The following is a 17,056-nucleotide window of genomic DNA, read 5'->3' on the forward strand; positions in this document are numbered from 1 at the left end:
ATGAGATGCCCTCACCTTGAGGCTTGAACAAAACAGAAATGGACTGCGTTCGTACAAGCACTCAAGAATCCCACCCGTCAAACCGAAAGGTTCGGGCTTGCGGCTTTAGCCGTGGGAGTCTCAAAAGGTATCCCCTCACTAACGTTTTCTAAAGTCATTTGTTGAAAATGAGCAACGTCTTCATTATGACAGTATATTGGAAGCATGTGGGCCCTGTTGCCGTGCTCATCTCTTTTCAGCAGTCTGGTAAACTGCAGAACACCTAAATCTGCGATATGATCATGATGATAGTGAGAAAGTAATACTGCATCAAGATCTAGCGGATCAACATATTTCTCCATTGTCAGTAGACTGTAACTTCCAGCATCCATAAGCAAGTGAAAACTGTCAGACTCCAGCAGGTAAGAGCTCGTACCAATATTATTAGTAGGGTATCCGCCATAGTATCCTAGGACAGTCAGTTTCATTTTTTACAGACTCCTCCTTGTATGATTGTCTTTAGTTATAGGATACGGGAATTTTGAAAAAAAACAACCGAAGCTGCACATAAGTGTCCAGGATCGGTTGTTTTTAAGTCTCAGTTCTCAATTAAAATCATTTAGAAAACTATATTGTATTTTTTAAGTAGTTGATGACTTCCATAGCTGTATTATTTCCCTGTCGAATACAGTTGTTCACACCAAATCCGTCCATCCCGTTCCCGATGAGATACAGACCGGGATATTTCTCTTCAAGAAATTCATTGAGATTTTTTGTCCGCTCTTCATGATTGACACTGAACTGCGGTATTGCATTGGGCCATCGCTTGATAATACGATAATTTGGGTCAACTTCAATTGACAGCATCTTGTTAAGATCCTTTAAAATGGCCTCTTCAATTTGCTTGTTACTGAGTGACATCATAATACTGTCCGAGCTCCGACCAAAATAGACCCCTAATAACTCTTCATCTTTCTGTGCATGATGCGCCCATTTTTTATTCAGCCACACGATGCTTTGTATATAAGAGTTATTACGTCTGACCGACAGTACGCCGTTTCCTTCAGGAGGATTCTTCAAAGCCCCTTTTGGAAAACTGAACAGAACAAACCCTATTGACCCCATCTTAGTGTCCTTGAAATAATCACTTAATTCGATGTCTGAAAAAATCTGATTATAAGCTCCAGAATCAGTAGCTACCACGACACTGTCCACTCTTAGCTGCTCTTTCTTATTGATATCGACTATATAGGTATGACTGATGCTTTTTTTAATATCAGTCACTTTCTTTGAATACCTGATGTTCTGTTGAAGGCGTTCAGATAATTCACGTGTCAATGTCTCAAGCCCATCCATAAATGTCAGATAATTGCCATCCCCATCAATGAGTTCCGGGTGAGCTTCAAGTGCTTTTGTGATCGTCCCATGTTCCTTTTCAAGAGCAAACAAGGGTTCATTCAGCCCTTTTATCCCTATTTCGTCTATTTCACTTGAATAGACTTTAGAAATATAAGGCTCAGCTGCATATTCTGCTACTTCATCTCCTACTCTTTGAGCAAAGTAGTCCCTAGTTGACACTTCTTCAGATTCTTCAGTTCTGGAAAAATATGTATCTTTCAGGAAAGACAGTTTCCCCTGAAAAGAAATCAGATCGAATTTCCATATGTCTGTTCTTTTTACTGGAATCCCCTTATAGGTATCACTGTCGAGCTGATACAACTTGTTGAATGCATAGATATCAGGTTTTCCATTCTGACTGTATTCCACTTGGTCTTCGAGCTCTAATTCTTTAATCAGTCCGATTGCATCAGGCAGGCGCGTGTCGATAGACTCTGCTCCCAGATCGATGAACTGTTCTCCGAATTTCATGGTATATAGTTTACCACCGGAACGTATAGAAGACTCCAGGACAATGACTTCATAAGGAAGATCCTGTTCTTTTATTGTTTGCTGCAAGCGATAGGCAACTGTCAGACCGGTAATTCCACTGCCGACAACTGCAATTCTTTTCTTAGCCTTCTCCATTCTGGACACACCCCTTACCTGATCGTATTTATCGAAAATATAACTGACATAACTACATATAACTATTTGAACAGCTTATGTATAGTAATTTTCTTCCATAAACTTCTCCTGATAGGAATATCTTTTATATTATACCATGAAGTTCTGATAAAAGAACGTAAATATTGTTTCAATTATTTATACAAAAGAAAACCTTATAACAACCAGTTATAAACTGATCATTATAAGGTAAATGAATTAACCGTTTAAAGCATCTTTTGCTTTGTCTGTCAGAGCTGAAAATGCATCAGCATCGTTGACAGCCAAGTCAGCCAACATTTTACGGTTCATGTCGATTTCAGCTAATTTAAGTCCGTGCATAAATTTAGAGTAGCTCAATCCGTTCATACGTGCTGCAGCGTTGATACGTGCAATCCATAGTTTACGGAAATTACGCTTGTTCTGTTTACGGTCTCTGTAAGCATACATGTATGATTTCATTACTTGCTGTTTTGCAACTTTGAACAAGCGATGTTTAGCACCATAATATCCTTTAGCTAATTTTAATACGCGATTACGGCGTCTGCGAGTGACGACTCCACCTTTTACTCGTGCCATTGTTTTTCCTCCTTCAATACAATCCTAGAATCTATTATTTCATTTTAGCAAGCTGTTGCTTGATGCGTTTGTAGTCACTATTAGAAACCAGTGCTGATTTACGCAGTTTACGTTTCTGTTTCTGAGTTTTGTTCGCAAACATGTGGCTTGTTTTTGCGTGACTTCTTTTCAGTTTACCAGTACCAGTTCTTTTGAATCGTTTTGCTGAACCTTTATGCGTTTTTTGCTTAGGCATTTTTGATTTCCTCCAATACTCTTCTATAATAATGATCAGAAAATAACTATATCACAGTTATTTCTTTATTTTTCACTTTTCGGTGCGAGCATCAAGAACATGCTGCGGCCATCCATCTTAGCCTTTGATTCGACTTGTGAAATATCAGATGCTTTTTCAGCCATGCGTTCCAGTACTTCACGTCCAATGTCCTTGTGAGTGATTGCTCGTCCTCTGAATCGGATAGAGACTTTGACTTTATCGCCTTTTTCCAGAAACTTACGAGCGTTACGCAATTTCGTATCAAAATCGTGGTCATCGATCGTTGGACTCAAGCGAATCTCTTTGATGTTGACAACTTTCTGATTCTTTCTTGCTTCACGTTCTTTTTTCTGCTGTTCATAGCGATACTTGCCGTAGTCCATTACCCGAGCCACTGGTGGTTTAGCATTAGGCGAGACTAATACAAGGTCCATGTTGGCTTCCTCTGCTAATCTTAGTGCCTCTTTGCGTTGGACTACACCTATCTGTTCACCGTCTTTTCCGATCAAACGTACTTCATTTGCACGAATACGGTCGTTGACAATCATGTCTTTAGCTATGGTGGTCACCTCCAAAGTATTTGCGAGAAAAGCACAGAAAAAGGCGGGGTATCTATCTGCATAGAAATTCCCGCCTGTTCTCCGCATCAGGCACACACAAGCGCATGCCTTATATATACGTGTCCATATCTGCCCATGAACAGATGTCCATAAGGCGAGAAGCGGGGGCTTCTGCTTTGTTTTCTCAACTTTTATATAATATCACAACAAGCATCCTATGTCAAATGGGTCATGACATTTATTTAGTATTCTCTTCTACCATCTGCTGAATGAAATCATTTATAGCAAGAGTGTTAGTCTGTTTTTCACCGTATTTACGGACAGCTACTGAGTCATCAGCCATCTCATTGTCCCCGATAACCAGCTGATAAGGAATCTTGAGTGTCTGAGCTTCTCGGATCTTGTAACCCATTTTCTCATTACGATTATCGACTTCTATTCTTAAGCCTTTAGCTGCCAGCCTGTTTTTCAGCTGTTCTGCGAACTCCCCATGGATATCAAGATTGACAGGAATGATTTTAGCCTGTATCGGTGCCAGCCATGTCGGGAATGCGCCTTTGTATCGTTCAATCAGATATGCGACAAAACGTTCCATCGTTGATACGACCCCGCGGTGGATTACAACTGGCCGATGAGAATCTTGTCCATCTTCCCCGACGTACGTGAGGTCGAACCGTTCTGGCAGAAGGAAATCAAGCTGAACAGTAGAGAGCGTTTCTTCGATGCCCATTGCTGTCTTGACCTGAACATCCAGTTTAGGCCCATAAAATGCTGCTTCCCCTGTTGCCTCGAAGTATTCCAGGCCGAGATCATCAAGTGTCTCCTTCAGCATAGACTCAGCCTTCATCCACATGGCATCATCGTCAAAGTATTTTTCAGTATTTTCAGGATCTCTATAACTCAGTCTGAAGCGGTAATCCTTAATGTCAAAGTCTTCATAGACAGCCAGCATAAGTTTGACGACTCGGCTGAATTCTTCCTTGATTTGATCCGGACGGACAAACACGTGTGCATCGTTCAGGGTCATTTCACGAACACGCTGCAAGCCTGACAAAGCCCCGCTCTTCTCATAACGGTGCATCTGTCCCAGTTCAGCGATGCGGATCGGCAGGTCACGGTAACTTCTGACATCATCTTTAAAGACCATCATATGATGCGGACAGTTCATTGGGCGAAGAACAAGCATTTCCCCGTCTCCCATATCCATTGGTGGAAACATGTCTTCATGGTAATGATCCCAGTGGCCTGAACGCTTATAAAAGTCAACGTTCGCCATGATTGGTGTATAGACATGCTGATAACCTAGGCTGATTTCCTTGTCAGTGATGTATCGTTCAATTACACGTCTGATCGTAGCTCCTTTAGGAAGCCAGAATGGAAGACCTGAACCGACCTCTGGTGACAGCATGAAAAGCTCCAGCTCTTTACCTAATTTACGGTGATCCCGCTGCTTTGCTTCTTCCCGCATCTTAAGGTACTCTTTCAGTGATTTTTTATCAAAGAAAGCTGTTCCGTATACACGCTGCATCATTTTATTGTCAGAGTTCCCTCTCCAGTAAGCCCCTGCAAGGGATAATAGTTTAAAGACTTGTATCCGACCTGTAGAAGGCACATGTACACCACGACACAGGTCGACAAATTCTCCCTGCTCATAGACTGTCAGTTCTTCATCTTCTGGAAGATCATTGATCAGTTCCTGTTTGTATGGGTCATCCTTAAACAAATCAAGCGCTTCTGCTCTAGAGATTTCTTTTCGAATAATAGGCAGATTTTCTTTCACAATTGCCATCATTTCGTTTTCAATTCTTTCCAGATCTTCCTCAGTAATAGGCTGCTCAGTATCTGTATCATAGTAGAACCCATTTTCTATAGCGGGCCCTACTCCGAATGACACATCCGGATATAGACGTTTGATCGCCTGAGCCATTAGATGGGCAGCAGAGTGTCTCAAAATTGACAGAGCATCTTCATGATCAGGCGTAACGATTTCAAGTGCTCCGTCTTCATTCAGTTCACGACTGAAATCGACCAGTTCTCCATTCCATTTAGCTGCCAGGCCTTTTTTCTCAAGAGACTTGGCAATCCCACCAGCAATCTCTTTAGGCGTTGTGCCTTTAGAAACTTTCTTCGAAGAGCCATCCGGCAAAATAACATTAATCATTTCCGACATTCCAATTCCTCCTATTTTCATTAAAAAAGTCCCATTGAATAAGCTGTCTTATCCAATGGGACGTTTAATATACGTGGTTCCACCCAAGTTTATAGAACAGCCATGAGCCATTCTAATCTCTTCGCTCTTTAACGCAGAGTGTACGGCAGATCCTACTTTGTTCGGACCTGCACTCGAAAGGGGTCATCTGTTCATTAATGGAAGATTTTCAGCCGGGATCTTCCTCTCTTTTAATTACTGTTGAACGATGGTGTCTTTCTCAAAGTGGTATTATTCTTAATATAGATAGTACTTTATCACTTCTTGCAGGTCAAATCAACTTTTATTTTGACGTCGATTATCTCCTGACATTTCCACTTCCTCAGACAGAAAACGAATACGCTCCATGATCCGCTTGGCTTTCAGAGGCTCTCTTTCACCTCGTTGTGTCACACTCAGGTGTTCTTTTTCAAGCTGATCCATACTGAAGTTTGATGTAAAGAATGTCGGCAGCTCTTCCTGCATCCTGAATTGAAGAATGACACCAAGTACATCGTCTCTTATCCAGGATGACATGGAATCTGCTCCAATATCATCGATCATCAGTATCTTCGCTCGTTTAAGCTTTTCCATCTTATCTTCTGTCGTATTATTCCCGATTGCGTTTTTCATTTCAACCGCAAAGGTAGGAAAATGAACCAGCGTAGTTGAATGGCCATGCTGCGACAATTCATGAGCCACGGCCCCCAGAAGGAAAGTCTTCCCCACACCGAACGGTCCTTGAAGGTAGAGACCTTTATGGTATGACCTGGGCGATTCAAGATAGTCATCTATAAATGTAATTGCCTTCTCGAAAGCATCTTGCCGTTTTCTTGTCGCTTCAAAATCTTCAAGCCTGGCATTTTTGAGATCTTTCGGCATATAAAGGGATTTTATCCTGTTTTTGATCTTTACTTCCTTCTGACGTGAAAGAAGTTCTCGAGTAGGAACGTAAGTCACATCGATCCGATGATTATTCAGGATGAGCTTGGGTTCATATCCCGGAGCCAGGCTATTACTCCTGTTCTGCACTTTTTTCTTTTCGGATACAAATTCATATAGTTCAGAAGCACTTCTTTCAATAGCTTCTTTTGATAATGCTTCTTTATGCTCAGAAAGAAATTCTCTTACGTCCGGATCACTCATAACATCTTTTTTCATGATCTGACTGAACATGTCGCTGACTTTTCCTGAATCCATCAGTTTAGCCAGCTGATCTTTTATACTATCCATTATGATTCACCACTTTTCCTGTTGCGGATTCGTTTAAGTCTTTCTTTGTAAGCTTCCTCTTCTTCTGAACTGAGCCGTTCATCTTTTACAGACCCTTCCAAGGCCCAGTCAGGAAGGGTCTCCTGGCGGGCATGGGATCCATTTTTTTGAGTCTTAGAATAGTTTCCCTTAGGTGCTGCTTTCTGATTTTTCTGACCGAATGATGCATAAAGCTGTTTTACTTTCTCCATAGCGTCTTCAGGTGTCTTCACCTGGCTTTGTGCCCAGTCATTCGCTATTTTAGTTGCAAGTCCTTTTTCTATGCTAGGGGAATTCTTGATGATAAGCAGATAGTTCAGAAGGATGTTGATCACTGCTGTAGTTAATGGAGCATTCTCAACAAGTTCTTTCAGTAGCCATGTTTCATTTGACGAGACAAATCCGCCTTTCTGACGTTTAATCGATTTCAGATAAGCATACGGACTTACTTGCTCAGAGTGCAGAATAATTTCTATTTCTTCTTTCGAAAAACCTTTTTGTTCGAGCTGTCTTACTCTATGCTCGCTTTCTTGAGTCAAGACATCGGCTGTCTTCCTTGAACTGCCGGATTTTTTTAAATACTCTTTTTGTATCAGGGAAGTCAGCTTCTGATCATCTACCTGACCTGTATTCAAATCCGCTACTTCAAGTACAAATTTCTGCATCTCCAGCTCATTGATGTTATATAAGGCATGAAAGGTATAAATCAGTCGTTTGAGATCAGTTGTGATTGATGAACGGCTGATATAATTCTTGTTCAGACCTTCAATGAAAAACGACCAGTCGAATCGTTCGGTTGCCATAATCTGATCACTGATCGCAGTCGACCGTTCCTCCGCATCTTCATTTTCAGAAGCTTCACTCATTTTCTTCATATCGACATGGATGACATCAAGAAATGACTTAGTGACTTCTTTATATTCATTCAACCTTCCATCATGAACCTTGAATCTTTTTTGCAGGTCGTCTGTCAGTCGCTCACCTACTTTTTCAGTGAGCATCATCTTCATCATCGGATCTTTGAAGAACTGTTCAGGCAGCATAGGACAACTTAAACCGATAGCCAAACGTGTCGAATCAGAATCATGTACATAGACTCTGATGAGGCCGTATGCTTCAAGTCTGATTCTTGCCTCGTAAAACTCTTTCACACCACAGTCGAGCTGTACAAGTAAATCAGAGAGCATCACATCTTTTTCAATGGTTTGATCGAGTGTTTCTTTAAGTGTCATAAAAAGGCTGACGGCGTCTTTTCCAAGGAGCGGCTGATATAAGTTATGAAGTGCCTTTATATGCAGATCAGATAACATCATCAACCTGATCAGATGTACGCTGTCTTTAGGGCTCATAGTTTTCCAGGGGTAAGTCATTGTTGATTGATCCTTTCAGCCTTGCTTAATGTTCTTTTCTCTTTTTCTCAAGTTCCTGCATTTCTTGCATAAAGACACCAATATCCTTGAATTGTCTATATACACTGGCAAATCGGATATAAGCGACATCATCCAGTTCTGCTAGTTCTTCCATCACGTATTCTCCAATTTTAGTTGAGGGAACTTCATTGGCTCCATTGTCTCTGATTTTATATTCTACTTTATTTACGATTTTTTCTTGGGCTGCTGCAGCTACAGGTCTCTTTTCACAGGCTCTACGGATGCCTCTCAGCAGTTTCTCACGACTGAATTCTTCTCGATTCCCATTTTTCTTCACCACAAGGACGGGGCTCTGTTCGATCCGCTCAAATGTTGTAAAGCGGAAGAGACAGTTCTCACATTCTCTCCTGCGTCTGATCGCTTTCCCATCATCTGCCGGTCGACTATCCACTACTCTGCTTCCGTTGTGCTGACATTTAGGACAATGCATATTTTTCAGTCCTTTACTATTAAATATTTACTGACAGTATACCACATTTCCGGGACTTAACTAATACCCATTATTGTCAAGCCAAGTTCTCAGCTGATTTTCCGTTTCATCAATACCGCCCCTATTATCGATGATGATGTCTGCTTTCTCAGCCTTGCTGTCTATTGAGGCCTGCGCGGCGATTCGTATCTGTGCCTCATTCTCACTTAAATTATCTCTTTTCATCAGCCGTTTCAGCTGAGTCTCCGGGTCAACATAAATCACCATAACGGCATCCACTTCATTTTCAAATCCGATCTCATAAAGCAGAGGGATATCCAGAACAACCAGGGGGTGTCCAGCTTTGATCAGCTTATCTTTTTCTTCCTTTATCCAGTTCAGGACATGACTATGAACGGTCTCATTCAATTTACTTAATTTAGCAGGATCGTTGAACACAATAGCGCCAAGTCTAGTCCGGTCTATCCTTCCATCTTCTGTTAATATCTCCTGCCCGAATGTCTTCACAACGGCATGATAGGCTGCCTGCCCAGGTTCCATTACCTGTCTGGCTCCCTTATCTGCATCCACTACAGGAATACCTTGAGATTCAAAGAAGCGGCCGACCGTGGACTTTCCGGTGGCAATCCCCCCTGTCAAGCCTAAAATAAATGTCATCGTTCTCCTCCTCTTTCTATGACTGACAGACCGGGCAGAAGTGCGTCCCTCTCTGAGCCACTTTAGTTTTAATAAATGGTGAATGACAGATCGGACAGTCTGATCCAACCTTTCCATAAATCCTCAGACTATTCTGATAACTACCTTCTCTACCGTAGGCATTGGCGTATGTTCGGATTGTTGTTCCTCCGGCTTCGACGGCTTCTTTCATTATCCTCACAATAGAGGATCTCAGTACGCTGATTTCTTCATCAGTCAGCGAAGAAGCTGAACGATTGGGACGAATACCTGCATCATACAAAATCTCGTCTGCGTAAATATTCCCAACCCCAGCCACCAGCTTCTGATCAAGTAGATAGGCTTTAACCGCCCTTTTTTTCCCTTTGAGATACTCCGCCATCCAATCGATACTCAGCTCCTCTTCAACCGGTTCCGGTCCAAGGCTGGTCAGCGAAGGGTGGGTCAGGAGTTCCTTTTTGCTGACTAGACTCATCTTACCGAACTTCCTGACGTCCAGATAACGGAGCTCCTGTCCATCATTAAGACTAAAAATAACGTGGGTATGCTTAGTCAGTGGAGTCCCTTCTACTTCTAGTCTGAATTTTCCTTCCATTCTCAAATGGCTGATCAGAACATAATCAGTCAGGATAAAAAGAAGAAACTTTCCCCTTCTTCTAATCGTTTCAATTGTCTGGCCTTCCAGATTTTTCTGGAACAGCTCGATTTTTGGTTCTTTAATTATATTGTCCCAGCGTACAGTGACTTTGCCGATCGTTCTCTCACTGACCAGATCGACTAAACCGTTTCTGACACTTTCAACTTCCGGTAATTCAGGCATAGTATTCTCTCATTTCCTTTGGTAATTTTTACAATAAAAGAAGCGAGACTTCTCCCGCTCTTTTATGTGTTATTTAGCTTGATACCAGTTATCACCTGCACTGCTCTCAACTTTCAGAGGAACAGACAGCTCAACTGTTTTTTCCATCACTTCTTTTACAAGGGCTTCAAGCTTGTCCATCTCGTGTTCAGGCACCTCAAATATCAGTTCATCGTGAACCTGAAGAAGCATCGTCGCTTCCAGATTTTCTTCTTTCATCCGTTTAGCCATTTCTATCATAGCCATTTTAAGAATGTCTGCCGCACTTCCCTGAATCGGAGTATTCATGGCGGTACGTTCCGCAAAAGATCTCAGGTTGAAATTGCGTGAGTTGATGTCCGGCAGATACCTGCGTCGATGGAACAATGTTTCGACAAAGCCGTTTTCCTTGGCCTCTCTGATCACAGTATCAATGAACTCCTTCACACCAGGGAAACGGTCAAAGTACGTATCAATGTAATCTTTAGCTTCCTTCCGTGTGATGTTCAGGTTCTGGGACAAGCCGTAGTCACTAATTCCATAAACGATACCGAAATTGACTGCTTTCGCTTCACGTCTCATATCAGAAGTAACTTTCTCGGGATCATCGATATCAAATACACGCATAGCCGTCGTCGTATGAATGTCTTCGTCGTCCAGGAAGGCTTTGATCAGGTGATCGTCTTCTGATATATGCGCAAGAATACGAAGCTCGATCTGCGAGTAGTCCGATGCAAATATTTTCCAGTCTTTTTCTCTAGGAACAAAGGCCTGACGAATCTTCCGGCCTTCCTCAAGACGGACAGGGATGTTCTGCAGATTAGGATCGACAGAGCTCAGTCGTCCTGTACGTGCAACGGTCTGCAGGTAGCGTGTATGGATCTTGCTCGTCTGCGGATCGATGACTTTAAGCAGTCCCTCGATATAGGTCGACTGTATTTTGGCAATCTGTCGGTACTGCAGAATATGTTCAACGATCGGTGCTTCATCCTTCAGCTTTTCGAGTACATCCTGTGCTGTAGAATACCCGGTCTTAGTCTTCTTGATGACTGGGTAACCCATTTTCTCAAAGAGGATCACACCTAACTGTTTGGGAGAATTGATGTTGAACGTTTCTCCGGCTTCTTCATAGATTCTTTCTTCGATTGATTCAAGTGTCGTACCAAATTCTTCTTTCATTCGTTCAAGTCGTTCTGCATCAGCAGTGATGCCTTGTATCTCCATATCAGCAAGCACTATGGCCAGAGGCAGTTCCATTTCTTTAAGCAGATCTTCCTGTTCGTTTTCTTTGAGTTCTTTTTCCATCGAATCCGACAGATGATAGATGCCTAAGACCTTACGCGCCACATGATCATGCATAAGAGAACTGTCTTCAGGTATTTTTATTTTTTTCCCTTTTCCATAAACAACTTCATCAGGCGTGATGTGGTCGTAATTATGTTTTCTGGCTACATCGACGATATCGCCACTGCTGCTGTCTTCAGCTGTCAGCAGATAGGACGCAAGCATGATATCAAATGTAATTCCTCTAAGGGTCATGCCTTTATTGTTCAAAGCGACATAGGAGCGTTTAGCATCATACAGCACTTTACCGCTGTCTTCATCTTCGATCCACGCCTTGAAGGCAGCAGATGCAAAAGCAGTCTGAGGATCGGTTACATAAATGGTCTCATCATTTCCCCAGGCAATCGAGACGATTTCAGCATGATGATAGTTCTCATTCAGCATTTCGATATACAGAGCCATATCTGAAGAGAAGTGAGAAGATGACAGTTCATTTAAGAAAGTATATTCGACCTCCACAGCATCTTCGGCCAGCTGCTCCATATATTCTGTCGTATCGAGTTTCTGCAAATGAGAGTTGAAATCCATTTCTTTATAGAAAGAGATAAGATCCTCCATACTCAATCCGTTGTATGTCAGATTTTCCAGTTTTACTTCAATTGGCGCATTAGTATCGATGGTTGCCAGTTTTTTACTCAGAAATGCCGTTTCCTTCTCATTGATCAGGTATTCTTTTCGTTTGGACTTTTTCATCTCTTCAATATTCTCATAAAGGTTCTCAACCGACCCATATTCGTGCAGTAACTTGAGAGCAGTTTTATCACCAATCTTGGTCACTCCCGGAATATTGTCTGAGGCATCTCCTGCCAGTCCTTTCATGTCGATAATCTGAATCGGATCGATTCCCATCTCTTCCTGAATCGACTTTTTGGTGTGCTCTTTTAAGTCGCTGACTCCTTTTTTAGTGATGTCCACCCGAATGCTATCCGAAGCAAGCTGAGTAAGGTCCCTGTCTCCGGTCAGAATGACGACCTCAAAACCGTTTTCTTCAGCTTCTTTAGCCAGCGTTCCTATGATGTCATCTGCTTCATAGTTTTCAAGCTGATAGCTCTGCAAACCGAACCCTTTAAGAAGATCTTTCATAAAAGGAATCTGTTCAGAAAATTCAGACGGCATTTTTGACCGGCCGCCTTTATAATCGTCGAAATATTCGTGTCTGAATGTAGTCTTTCCTGCATCAAATGCCACGAGTGCATGTGTAGGCTGTTCCTTGTTAACGATCACCTCAAGCATGTTATGAAAGCCGTAAAGCGCATTGGTGTGCAGTCCGTTTCTATTCTTCATTCGTTCCAGCTGGCTATGCAGACCATAAAAGGCTCTGAATGCCACACTGTGCCCGTCTATGAGCAGTAATTTCTTTTTATCAGCCAATCTCTTCAACTCCCAGTTATTCATCCTAAACATATAGTATCAAAATTCACGCAATAGAAAAAGAGAACGTCCTTAAACTCCCTATACAATAAGTATTATACCACTACTATATGCAAAGGGAGCTTTAAGTTCATTCTCTATTTAAGCGTATTAATTTTTTGCTTCCGACTGGCTTAAAATGACTTCGAAAGCATGCTCGAATTTGTCAACATCACCAGCGCCCATGAAAACGACGACTTGGTTTTTATGTTTAAGCAAGGCTGACATATCTTCTTCTGAAATGATGTCTTTGCCTTTTTCAGTTTTAACCAGAAGATCCCTGATCGTTACAGTTCCTTCCTGTTCTCTTGCTGATGTAAAGATATCACAGAGATAGACAGCATCAGCCAAATCAAGAGCTTCACCGAATTCATCTAGAAGTGCAACGGTCCTGCTGAATGTGTGCGGCTGAAAAACGGCAACGATGTCTCTGTCAGGGTATTTCTGATGAGCAGCGTCTAGAGTGGCTCTAATTTCTGCCGGATGATGCGCATAGTCATCGATGATGACTGTATCCATTACATTTTTTTCAGTAAAGCGTCTTTTTACACCTTTAAACGACTGAAGTCTTTCCTGGACTTTGTCCTGATCGAGTCCTTCATAGTGTGAGAACGCGATAACTCCCAGCGCATTCTGGATGTTATGCTTTCCATACGATGGAATGAAGAATTTGCCGTAGAAATCCCCTCTGACAAACACATCGAACGTAGAGCCTTCAGTCGTTCGCTCAAGAGTCTTGGCCTGAAAATCGTTATATTCATCAAAGCCATAATAGACGATAGGGACAGAAGCATGCAGTTCCTGAAGTCTCACATCATCACCGCAGGCAAAAATTGCTTTTTTGATCTGCTGTGAGAATGAAAGAAACGCATCCTGTACATCTTCTATGCTCGTATAATAGTCCGGATGATCAAAATCAATGTTAGTTATCAGTGCATAGTCTGATTTATATGCTAGAAAATGACGTCTGTATTCACAAGCCTCAAGCACAAAGTACTCTGCATCTTTTTCGCCTCGACCTGTTCCATCTCCAATAAGGTAGCTGGTCGGCTTGATTCCACTTAGCACATGAGAAAGAAGGCCGGTCGTACTAGTTTTCCCGTGTGAGCCAGTTATAGCTACACTGGTATACTGATCGCTCAGCTCTCCAAGGAAGTCGTGGTACCTTTTCACGGGCAGCCCCAATTCCAGCGCTTTACTTATCTCTTCGTGCGTATCCGGGAAGGCGTTTCCGGCTATGACGGTCATGCCTTCCTTAATATTAGCTTCGTCGAATAAATAGATAGGGATATGATTATCTTCTAAATTTTTTTGAGTAAAGAAGTATTTTTTAACATCTGACCCCTGAACTTTGAATCCTTTATCATGAAGGATCAAAGCCAGTGCACTCATACCTGATCCTTTAATTCCCACAAAGTGGTAGACTGTTTCCTGATTCATTCGTTAAAAATCCTCCATTAAATTCAGATCTGTAAAATTTACATCGTTATACACTATAATTGAAATGATCAAAAAAAGCCAGTACAATTATTTATCTTTTGCTGGAGTCATCTTTTCTGAACAGTCCAGGCACTTCGCTTCGTCTATTTATGCTGCCATTTCTGTCATCATCCATGATCGAAGCCAGTGTCCGGTTAAGCCCATATGTCTTTTTAGTTTTTTCACGAACAGTCGACTTAGCTTTCTGGATTTTTATTTGATCAGGTAGTTCTGAAGTTGCCTCAGGTTCACTCGTCAACCCCCATTTCCCCTTCATAGTCTGAGTAGCATATTCTTCCAGAATTAAGAATTCTTCAGGTTTTTTCTGCATTTCCTGCTTAAGTATACTGTAATCGGTCGTCGGCTTTTTTGTCTTCTTAGGTGGTTTATTATAGCCGTATACTGGCGACGGGACTTTGCTTACTTCAAAAGGAGGATCAATATATGTTCTATTGAAAGATCCCTGAGGGTGCTCTAAATACTCTTTGAATTCTTTTTTTATTTCTTCCTTTCGCTTAACTTCGCCTGGAAGTGTGTACGTGTCTTTAAAAGAAAGTGACTGCTCATCAGATTTACTCTCCGGCCTGTTTTTCTTCGATGATTCAAAGAACTCTCTATACTTTGAGGACACTATTCCCCCCTCCTTCCCTAGTCCTTACAGATTATCAAACTGAAAAAGCTGTGCCCACTTCTGCATCATCGGAAAGGATCATGATTCCTTTTCCTTCCTGGGGCAGTCCCAGTTCTCTAGCTGAGCAGATCATGCCATTACTTTTAATACCTTTAAGTTCACCGGGCCAGATAATCATTCCATCAGGCATAACCGCACCAGTGCGGGCAACCACAACTTTTTGACCTTGAGCAATATTTGCGGCACCGCAGACGATCTGCAGGATTTCGCCATTGTCAACTTCAGTTTGAGTCAGATTCAGATGATCAGAACCTTCTACTGGCTCACATGCTGTCACGTACCCTACTACAAATTTTGGTGAAGTCTCAGATTCCAGTTTGACAGAAAATCCAGCTTCTTCGATCAGACTGTTCAATTTATCTACAGCTTTTTTATCAAGTTCCAATGGTCCATCAGTCAGTCCTTCCAGGTAGTCAGAGGCTTTGAAGAGGTTAATGCCTGTATCTTCCCCGTCAGCTTTTGACTTGATCAAGACGATATCTCCATTTCGTTCCGGAACCTGATCTGTTGCTTCCATTTTCTGGAACTGGATCATCAGGACATCATTCAGTCCATTGTTGTTATAAGTTGTTATCTGCATTGTGTATAAACTCCTTAGTTTTCTTTAGATTAAAATGTTTTTAGAGTCTCCAGTACTGATCGGTCAAATGTTTTGACGATCTGGTAGACCATTTCTCTGGCTGCTTCATAGTCATCGATACGGAAAAGAGATTGATGGGTGTGGATATAGCGGGCGGGAACACCGATCACAGCGCTTGGTATGCCTTCATTCAATGTATGTGCCGCTACAGCATCCGTCCCTCCTTTGGATACGAAATACTGATAAGGAATCTTATTCGTCTCTGCTGTATCAATGAGATAATCCTTCATTTCTCTGGAAAGAATCATACCTGGATCCTGAATTCTCAGAAGAAACCCGTCGCCCAGACGGCCGAAAGCTTCTTTATCTCCGTTAAGGTCATTTGCAGGTGAACAGTCGACAGCCAGGAAAGCATCCGGCTGGAATTTTCTAACAGATCCTTTTGTTCCTCTTAGTCCAACTTCTTCCTGAACATTTGCTCCGGCAATCAGTGTACTCGGCAGCTGCTCTTCTTTTAATTGTTTCAGAAGTTCAAGAACAAGTGTGACACCATAGCGGTTGTCCCAGGCCTTTCCAGCAAAGGTTTTTTTGTTTGCCATCTGTATGGTCTCTACGACAGGTACGATAGGGTCTCCAGGACGTACGCCGTATTCTTCTGCTTCTTCCTTGGATTCAAAACCTCCATCAAACAAAATCGAGTCAATGGAAATCGACGTGTTCTTCTTGTCCTTCAGAAGATGGGGCGGGATCGAAGACGATACCAGCGGGTACTCCCCTTTTTTAGTCTGAATCGTGAACCGCTGAGATGAGACCACATAAGGATTCCATCCACCGATTGGCAGGACTTTAATCAGTCCTTTTGATGTAATGGATGAAACCATGAAACCTACTTCATCCATATGTGCAGCCAGCATCAATTTTGGTGCATCTGGTGTCTGTGATTCTTTCACCCCAAACAGTCCACCCAGTCCGTCCGTTTCTATCCGGTCGACCAGTCCGTTCATTTCATCTCGCATAAAGTCACGGACATTGTGTTCAAATCCGCTGATTCCCTGAAGTTCAGTTGTTCGTTTAATCATGTGAAATGTTTCTTCATTCATATATAATCGTCAGTCAGGCTGACTCTATCCCCCAGTATAAGATTTCGGGTCACTATCTCCCGCTGTACTCTCATTATTATACACAAAACCCGGTTCCTATGTGTAAAATAGTTGTCGGAAAGTAAAATAGTAGGGCAAGAAATTAAAGTAGACAAAAAGAAAGAAGACCCTTAATCTAGAGATAACCACAAATCCAGAAAAGAGGTCTTCTTATGAATCAAAT

Annotated in this window: 16 protein-coding genes; all 16 read right to left on the bottom strand. The window is 42.1% G+C overall.

From position 1 onward, the window contains the following. Positions 1–77 precede the first annotated feature (77 nt). Positions 78–467, bottom strand: a complete 390-nt coding sequence (locus ACYQ2O_RS06125) for an MBL fold metallo-hydrolase (RefSeq protein WP_346023802.1) — start codon at positions 465–467, stop codon at positions 78–80. Between the two features lie 139 nt (positions 468–606). Then, a complete protein-coding gene (gene hemG / locus ACYQ2O_RS06130) occupies positions 607–2,004 on the bottom strand; it encodes a protoporphyrinogen oxidase (RefSeq protein ID WP_346023801.1) in 1,398 nt (465 codons plus the stop codon). 237 nt (positions 2,005–2,241) lie between these two features. Next, the gene (rplT, locus tag ACYQ2O_RS06135) at positions 2,242–2,601 is read right to left on the bottom strand and encodes a 50S ribosomal protein L20 (RefSeq protein ID WP_091264668.1); all 360 of its coding nucleotides are present in this window, start codon (positions 2,599–2,601) and stop codon (positions 2,242–2,244) included. A gap of 34 nt (positions 2,602–2,635) precedes the next feature. Then, on the bottom strand, positions 2,636–2,836 hold the full coding sequence (rpmI, locus tag ACYQ2O_RS06140; RefSeq protein WP_091264670.1) for a 50S ribosomal protein L35: 201 nt from the start codon (positions 2,834–2,836) through the stop codon (positions 2,636–2,638). A 65-nt stretch (positions 2,837–2,901) separates the two neighbouring features. Beyond that, complete coding sequence (infC, locus tag ACYQ2O_RS06145; protein ID WP_143009167.1) at positions 2,902–3,405, bottom strand: translation initiation factor IF-3; 504 nt, start codon at positions 3,403–3,405, stop codon at positions 2,902–2,904. A gap of 250 nt (positions 3,406–3,655) precedes the next feature. After that, positions 3,656–5,587: a threonine--tRNA ligase gene (gene thrS, locus ACYQ2O_RS06150; RefSeq protein ID WP_346023800.1), complete on the bottom strand. Its 1,932-nt coding sequence runs from the start codon at positions 5,585–5,587 to the stop codon at positions 3,656–3,658. A 315-nt stretch (positions 5,588–5,902) separates the two neighbouring features. Continuing rightward, a complete protein-coding gene (dnaI, locus tag ACYQ2O_RS06155; RefSeq protein WP_346023799.1) occupies positions 5,903–6,838 on the bottom strand; it encodes a primosomal protein DnaI in 936 nt (311 codons plus the stop codon). Continuing rightward, entirely contained in the window at positions 6,838–8,226 is a 1,389-nt protein-coding gene (locus ACYQ2O_RS06160) for a replication initiation and membrane attachment family protein (RefSeq protein WP_346023798.1), read from the bottom strand. Before ACYQ2O_RS06160 ends, dnaI begins: the two co-directional genes overlap by 1 nt. 25 nt (positions 8,227–8,251) lie before the next feature. Further along, positions 8,252–8,716, bottom strand: coding sequence for a transcriptional regulator NrdR (nrdR, locus tag ACYQ2O_RS06165; protein ID WP_091482457.1), 465 nt, complete (start codon positions 8,714–8,716; stop codon positions 8,252–8,254). A gap of 60 nt (positions 8,717–8,776) precedes the next feature. Next, positions 8,777–9,373, bottom strand: coding sequence for a dephospho-CoA kinase (gene coaE, locus ACYQ2O_RS06170; RefSeq protein ID WP_459768871.1), 597 nt, complete (start codon positions 9,371–9,373; stop codon positions 8,777–8,779). Between the two features lie 16 nt (positions 9,374–9,389). Further along, entirely contained in the window at positions 9,390–10,211 is an 822-nt protein-coding gene (gene mutM / locus ACYQ2O_RS06175; RefSeq protein ID WP_346023795.1) for a DNA-formamidopyrimidine glycosylase, read from the bottom strand. 69 nt (positions 10,212–10,280) lie between these two features. Next, positions 10,281–12,944: a DNA polymerase I gene (gene polA, locus ACYQ2O_RS06180; RefSeq protein ID WP_459796218.1), complete on the bottom strand. Its 2,664-nt coding sequence runs from the start codon at positions 12,942–12,944 to the stop codon at positions 10,281–10,283. A gap of 150 nt (positions 12,945–13,094) precedes the next feature. Continuing rightward, positions 13,095–14,423: a UDP-N-acetylmuramate--L-alanine ligase gene (gene murC, locus ACYQ2O_RS06185; protein WP_459796219.1), complete on the bottom strand. Its 1,329-nt coding sequence runs from the start codon at positions 14,421–14,423 to the stop codon at positions 13,095–13,097. A 91-nt stretch (positions 14,424–14,514) separates the two neighbouring features. Next, entirely contained in the window at positions 14,515–15,093 is a 579-nt protein-coding gene (locus ACYQ2O_RS06190) for a hypothetical protein (protein ID WP_459796221.1), read from the bottom strand. 34 nt (positions 15,094–15,127) lie between these two features. After that, the gene (gene ytpR / locus ACYQ2O_RS06195; protein WP_459796222.1) at positions 15,128–15,733 is read right to left on the bottom strand and encodes a YtpR family tRNA-binding protein; all 606 of its coding nucleotides are present in this window, start codon (positions 15,731–15,733) and stop codon (positions 15,128–15,130) included. A 29-nt stretch (positions 15,734–15,762) separates the two neighbouring features. After that, a complete protein-coding gene (gene pepA / locus ACYQ2O_RS06200; RefSeq protein WP_346023791.1) occupies positions 15,763–16,833 on the bottom strand; it encodes a glutamyl aminopeptidase in 1,071 nt (356 codons plus the stop codon). Positions 16,834–17,056: the final 223 nt, after the last annotated feature.

This window comes from Alkalibacterium sp. m-11, assembly GCF_054658155.1.